Source organism: Bacillus sp. MYb56 (assembly GCF_002976445.1).
Lineage (GTDB): Bacteria > Bacillota > Bacilli > Bacillales > Bacillaceae_G > Bacillus_A > Bacillus_A mycoides.
Window position 1 is genome coordinate 70,022 of record NZ_PCOH01000025.1, and the last position, 6,494, is coordinate 76,515.

Genomic DNA, 6,494 nt, shown 5'->3' on the forward strand with positions numbered 1-6,494 from the left:
GTATAATATGATTCTTTTAATACGGTCCCCACTCAATATTCACGCCAACAATAAGAAAAATAAGTCCAATGATAAACCAAATGAATGCAAGTGGAGCCATGAAGCGAATCCATTTTCCATAAGAAATGCCGCTCGCTGCGAGAACGCCCATTAAAACACCGGAAGTTGGATTGAGGCAGTTCACTACACCTTCTCCAAGCATAACAGCCTGTACTGTAACTTGGCGTGTAATATGCATGAAATCGGCTAATGGAGCTAATATCGGAATGAAAATAACAGATTCTCCTGTCCCGGATGAAATGAGGAAATGTAATGCGGCACTACTTACATACATGCCGAGAACGCCAAATACAGGGCTATGTCCTTCGAGAGACTGTGCGAGTTGATTAACGATTGTATCAAGTAATTTGCCTTGTTCTAAAATGACTGAAATACAACGAGCCATTCCGACGATCAAAGCACCGTATATGAGATTTTGGCAGCCTGCTAGAAAAGTAGAAGCGATATCGTTTGCTTTCATACCACCTATTATTCCCGCTGTAATTGCTATGAATATAAAAGTAGCGGTCATTTCTGCGTCCGTCCAATGTAGACGAAAAGCGCCTATTAAAAATGCAATTAATGATAAAGCTGAAACGAGTAAAATTAATTTATGACGTATTGTCCAAGGAACTTCTGTTTTCTCTGTTTCTTTCTCACTTGAAAGAGCATTACTTGGAAACCAGTTATCTCCGAGTATGCTTCCTTTATTCGATTTTTTTAAGCGTTTTACATACCAATTAATATACAAAACGGTAGCAATTAAAAAAGAGATATAAATTGCCGTACGTAAACCAATTCCTGAAAACATCGGGAGTTCTGCGATTTTTTGTGAAATGCCTAAAGGTGAGGGAGATAAAATAGTAGCATTAAAACCAGCATAAGTGCCTAAATAAATAATTGCTACGCCGACGATAGCGTCCCATTTTAATGTGCGTGCAACGATGATGCCGATGGGGATAAAGCCGATAACTGAGTTCACGATAATACCAGTCGTTCCGAGAATAGAAAAGAGTGCGGCGACAATGCAAATGAAAAGTAATTGCTGATTCCGAAATTTGTTAATTACATGATAGATTAAACCGTCAAGAGCACCTGTTTTTTCAAGAATTGCAATGGCTCCACCTGTAAATAAAATTAAGAAGATGATAGGAGCAGCAAGTGTCATTCCTTTTTCAATAGCGGTAAAAAAAGAAACAAACCCTACCGGCGATTGTGGAACAGAATGATAACTTCCTGGTATTGTCGTTGTAACAGTACCGTTTGTGACTCTTTTAAATTCTCCAGCAGGAACGAAATATGTAGCTATTGCACAAAGTAAAGCAATAAAAAATAGTAGTACGTACGCGTCAGGCATTTTAAACTTTCGTTTACTCGGCTGTTTTTTTACCTCGGTCTGTAATTGCATAAAACCCCCTCCTTTTTCACCTGGTTAATTTTTAATATTCTGAAATTTATCTGTGAAATAGATTATAATAAAGGTGGCTTCTTAAGGCAATAGTTTTTCTATCCTTTTTCTGCACATACAAATTCTTGCAGCATTAGACAGGGAAACGAAAAAAATCCAAGAATATGTAATATAAAAGGAAAAGAAAAGAGGGAAAGAGATGTGGAAAACTACGGATCTATGTGATGAATTTGAAAAGGAATTACAAATATGTCGCCAGTCTTTTCGGTCTTTCGGGAAGAAAAAACAATTCTATGGGAAAATCGCAACGGTAAAAGTGAAGGATGATAATGTACTAGTGAAGGAAGGATTGCAAACATTACCAGAAGGAACGGTATTAGTTGTTGATGGCGGAGCGTCTACGAATTGTGCGTTACTTGGTGATAATTTGGCAGCTATTGCGGAGGAAAGAAAGCTAGCGGGGATTATTGTGAATGGATATGTTCGTGATTCTAGTGAACTAAAGAATATAGATATTGGTATTTTAGCGTTAGGGACGATGCCAAATAGAAGTATAAAAGAAGGAAAAGGAGAGCGTGGTATTTCATTGCAATTTGGACAAGTAGAATGGAAGCCAAATGAATATGTGTATGCGGATGAAGATGGCGTCATTATTAGTGAAAAGAGTTTGCATCGTTAAAGGTTAGTAAGTTACTATTCTTAGAAAATAAATCCGATAAAGCATGGACAAAATTCTTTGTCAATAGTAAAATAATACAGAAATTTAAAATTAACAGAATGTATAGGTTTATCGTTTTACGATAACTTAAATGGAAGTAAGTTGTGCCTAGAAAAGTGAATGTTATCACAATGGTGCGTTCATAAACGAAATTATTTTTCCTATACAAATATAGCCGCGAATAATGCGGGTAGGAGGTGTTGTACATTTTTGTTCGACACTTACAAAAAGAGAGTGTCAACCGCATACCCTTAAAGGGTCTTTTTTTGTGTGAATGTTAGTAAAGGGAGGGAATTTTGGGATGGCAATGTTAAAGAAATGGCTGCTTACATCATTAATGGCAGTGGCACTTGTATTTGTTTCTTTTGCGAATACAGTACATATTACGTTTGCTGAAGGAAAGACAGCGAAACTTGCAATTATTGGTGAATCACAAAAAGGAATTATGTTATGTCCGAAAGAAGTTTCCATTGAAGATGGAGAAACAGCTTTTAGTTTGCTACAAAAAGTTATGGGTGACAAAGTAACATCTGAAAGTATGTCATTTGGAACGTATATAAAGGGCATCGATGGATTAATGGCCGGAGCAACGAGCGGTTGGTTGTATGATGTAAATGATAAATCTGCAGAAGTTGGGGCGGATAGTTATAAATTAGAGTCTGGGGATGTTGTTGCATTTCGTTACGTTGCAGACTGGAGCAATATGAGTCAACAAACGTTGCAACAAACGTTAGATAAATTTGGCACTTGTAAAACTGTAGAAGAGCCAAAACCAGAGGAACCGAAAACAGAAAAGCCAGATGGTAAACCAGAAGAACCGAAAACAGAAAAGCCAGATGGTAAGCCAGAAGAACCGAAAACAGAAAAGCCAGATGGTAAACCAGAAGAACCGAAAACAGAAAAGCCAGATGGTAAGCCAGAAGAACCGAAAACAGAAAAGCCAGATGGTAAACCAGAAGAACCGAAAACAGAAAAGCCAGATGGTAAGCCAGAAGAACCGAAAACAGAAAAGCCAGATGGTAAACCAGAAGATAAAGTAACAGAACAACCAAAGGAAGAGAAAGTTGAAATTCCAGCAGCACAATTAAACGAAGCGATTTCTAAAACATCAGAAAAGATGTTACAAGATGGAATTGGTAGTGATTGGGTTGCGATTGGACTTGCTCGTTCAGGTGTAAATGTTCCGCTTGAAACGAAAATAAACTATGTTAAGCCAGTAGCTGAAAAGGTTAAGAAGCGTTTAAATCGTTTTTCAGCAACAGATTTAGCTAGAACGATTATTATGATGAATGCAATGAATGTTGATCCTACAAAGGTAGAGGGACAAAATTTAGTACAAAATTTATTTGAATCAGATAAAGTGAATTCCGTTACAGGATACGCATTTACATTACTTGCATTAGATACAAAGAAATATGAGATTCCGGCCGAAGCAAAATGGAATCGAGCTGCTTTAGTACAAGCACTTTTACAAGCGCAGCATACAGACGGTGGCTGGACATATGATAGTTCAAGTAGTAAAGAAAGTGCTAGTAACGTTGATGTAACAAGTATGGTATTAGCAGCATTAGCTCCTTATCAAGATCAAGCAGATGTAAAGCCAGCTATTCAAAAAGCTGTTGATTATTTATACAAACAGCAGCTAGGTAATGGTGGTTTTACCGCTGATGGACAAGAGAATTCTAATAGTACTGCACAAGCAATTATTGGACTATCGCTAGTTAAAGATGTAGATCACGATCGTCTTAATAAAGCAGTACAAAATTTAATGTCATACCAGCTTCCAAATGGTGAGTTTAAATGGTTACCAAGTGATCAAAAAGGTAGCGGAATGGCTACAGAGCAAGCATTTTTAGCGTTACTTCAGTTTAAAGATCTTGGAAAATCGATTTATGATTGGTCAAATGTAGTAGAGAATGAAATTGATACGAAACCAATTGTAGAGCCAGAGACAACTGTAGAAGAAAAAGAAGTTGTAGAACAGCCGAAACAACAAGAAGAGTTACAAAAACAACCAAAAGATGAAAATCTAAAAGTTGTTGTAGATAACGAACGAGTTAATAAAGAAACAAACAAGAATAAGAATCAATTACCACAAACAGGAGCATCTTCTCATAGTGCAGCTACACAAGTAGGTATGGGTGTATTATGTATCGCTTCTGCATATGTATTATGGAGACGTAAAGCAGCTTAACAAAAATTAGGAGCAATCATTTGCTCCTAATTTTATTATAAAAGTGAGGGCTAATAATGAGTGGGGATGAACAAAATCTCCACTCATTAAAGTTTCACTTTAATATGAAAGGTGAGGGACAGCATGAGTAAGATGAAATGGTTCATTTCTTTAGTTCTTTCATTGGGATTATTAGCCGGATGTGAAGAAACGGCTGTAAAACCTGAGAAGAAGGCAGAACCGAAGCAAGAAGAGCAAAAAGAAGTAGCGAAACAGGAAGAACAAAAAGATGTACCGAAACCGGAAGAGAAGCAAGCTGAACCGGAACAAAAACCACAAGAAGAGCAGAAAGATAAACAAGAACAAAAAGTAGAAGAGAAACCGAAAGAAGAAAAAGCGCAGGAACAACCTGAAGTAAAGAAAGAAGAGAAACCAAAGGAACAGCCTGCTGCAAATAAACAACCAGAGCAACAAAAAGTACAAGAAGAGAAACCACAGCAGCCGAAAGCACCAGAAGTAAAAGAAGAAGCAAAGGTTGTTAATCAGCCAAAAGAAACACCAAAGCAGGAGCAAAAGGAAGATCCGAATAAAGAGGAGAAAACGATACCGACTCCGGTAGTACCAACTCCTGAACCACCAAAACCAGTACCAGTACCAGTACCGAAACCGCAATCGAAACAAGTCACTATCTCCGTAAAAGGAAATGAAGGATACTTATTAGGTGCGAAAAAGGTTGATGTACAAGAAGGCGACACAGTTTACAGTGTGCTACAGAGTACAGGACTAGAGGTTGATGCAATGGGCTCTAAAGGTGATATTTATGTAAAAGGTATTAATGATTTATACGAGAAAGATATTACTGCTACTAGTGGCTGGAAATATCGTGTGAACGGTGCTTTTCCAAACTATAGTGCTGGTGTAGTTAAAGTAAAACCAGGCGATACAATCGAGTGGGTGTTTGTATTAAAATAGGAAAGGATCTTCGGTAAAGGACTATGAAAATAAGCTTTTCTTCTTTACATCCTTTTGTTAATTTTTTCTATTATATTGGGGTGATGATACTATGTATGATGTGTCTTCATCCTCTTTTTTTAATTGGAGCGATTATACTAATTGTAATCTTAAATATAGTACAGGGAAATGGTGAGAAAATCAGAAAGATGTTACCTAGTACTATCGTATTCTTTTTGATGGTTATTTTATTTAACTCTTTATTAACGCATAGAGGAGCGACTACGTTATTTTATTTAGGAGATAGCCGGATTAAGCTTGAGGCCTGTATGTATGGACTTGTTATGGGATTATTATTAGTTGCAATTATGTTTACATTTGCTTCTTATAACGATATTATTTCGAGTCATAAATTTTTATATTTGTTTTCGAGAATTTCACCGAAAGTTGCATTGTTAACGATGATTACAGTGAGGTTTGTTCCTTTGTTTATTAGGCGGTTAAAGAAAATTACACTCGTCCAAAAAACGAAAGGTGTGCAATTAGATTCAGGTTCACTCATTGAGCGTATAAAAAATGGAATGAAATTACTGCAAGTGTTATTAGTTTGTTCGTTAGAAGATGCACTACAAACGGCAGATTCTATGCAAGCTCGTGGGTTTGGTGTAACGAAACGTACGACATATATTCGATATAGAATGGAAAGACGTGATTTGTATACGCTAAGTTATTTAGTTTTTCTATTAATAACTTCATTTATATTTAGTTATTATGGCGGAGGGAAATTGATTATTTATCCGAAAGTGGAATCAATACTATTCCAGCAATACGATGGAATTATGTTTATATTATTTATGATGTTTATTAGTTTACCAATTATGATGGAAGGAAGGGTAACTAACTGTTACGATTTATTTAATCAATTATAACTAAAGTTAATTAAATATAGCAGTAAGCCCTGCTAGTCAAGTGATTGGCTAGTAGTGAGGGTTAACTGCGGGCAATCCCTAAAGCTGATTGAACTACAACGTGGCTAGAAATGGTGAGCGTGAATGTTGCGAAAGCAGAAAAAATCAATCAGATGGTGCAAGGTTAAATCCTAAACACTAGAACAATGGGTCTTCCGCATCGAATCATCTAAGTTAAAATTGATAAGATGAACGTTCAACGACTATCTCGTATAACTGACGAGAGTACATCACAAG

5 protein-coding genes are annotated in these 6,494 nt (G+C 36.7%); 4 read left to right on the top strand and 1 reads right to left on the bottom strand.

Features of this window, described 5'->3' with window-relative positions; genetic code table 11:
• Positions 1 to 16: 16 nt before the first annotated feature.
• A complete protein-coding gene (locus CQ058_RS23745; protein ID WP_002142506.1) occupies positions 17 to 1,447 on the bottom strand; it encodes a YfcC family protein in 1,431 nt (476 codons plus the stop codon).
• A gap of 199 nt (positions 1,448 to 1,646) precedes the next feature.
• Here CQ058_RS23745 and rraA point away from each other — a divergent pair, with 199 nt between their 5' ends.
• The 4 genes from rraA (at position 1,647) to CQ058_RS23765 (ending at position 6,218) form a co-directional block, all read left to right on the top strand.
• Positions 1,647 to 2,126, top strand: a complete 480-nt coding sequence (rraA, locus tag CQ058_RS23750) for a ribonuclease E activity regulator RraA (protein ID WP_002190176.1) — start codon at positions 1,647 to 1,649, stop codon at positions 2,124 to 2,126.
• Positions 2,127 to 2,466: 340 nt separating this feature from the next.
• Complete coding sequence (locus CQ058_RS23755; protein WP_105590010.1) at positions 2,467 to 4,359, top strand: DUF4430 domain-containing protein; 1,893 nt, start codon at positions 2,467 to 2,469, stop codon at positions 4,357 to 4,359.
• Positions 4,360 to 4,482: 123 nt separating this feature from the next.
• Positions 4,483 to 5,310 carry a DUF4430 domain-containing protein gene (locus CQ058_RS23760; protein ID WP_002190173.1) on the top strand — a complete coding sequence of 276 codons (828 nt, stop codon included), beginning with the start codon at positions 4,483 to 4,485 and terminating at the stop codon, positions 5,308 to 5,310.
• A gap of 23 nt (positions 5,311 to 5,333) precedes the next feature.
• Positions 5,334 to 6,218 (top strand): energy-coupling factor transporter transmembrane component T, encoded by an 885-nt coding sequence (locus CQ058_RS23765; RefSeq protein WP_012261282.1) that lies wholly within the window; start codon positions 5,334 to 5,336, stop codon positions 6,216 to 6,218.
• Positions 6,219 to 6,494 lie beyond the last annotated feature (276 nt).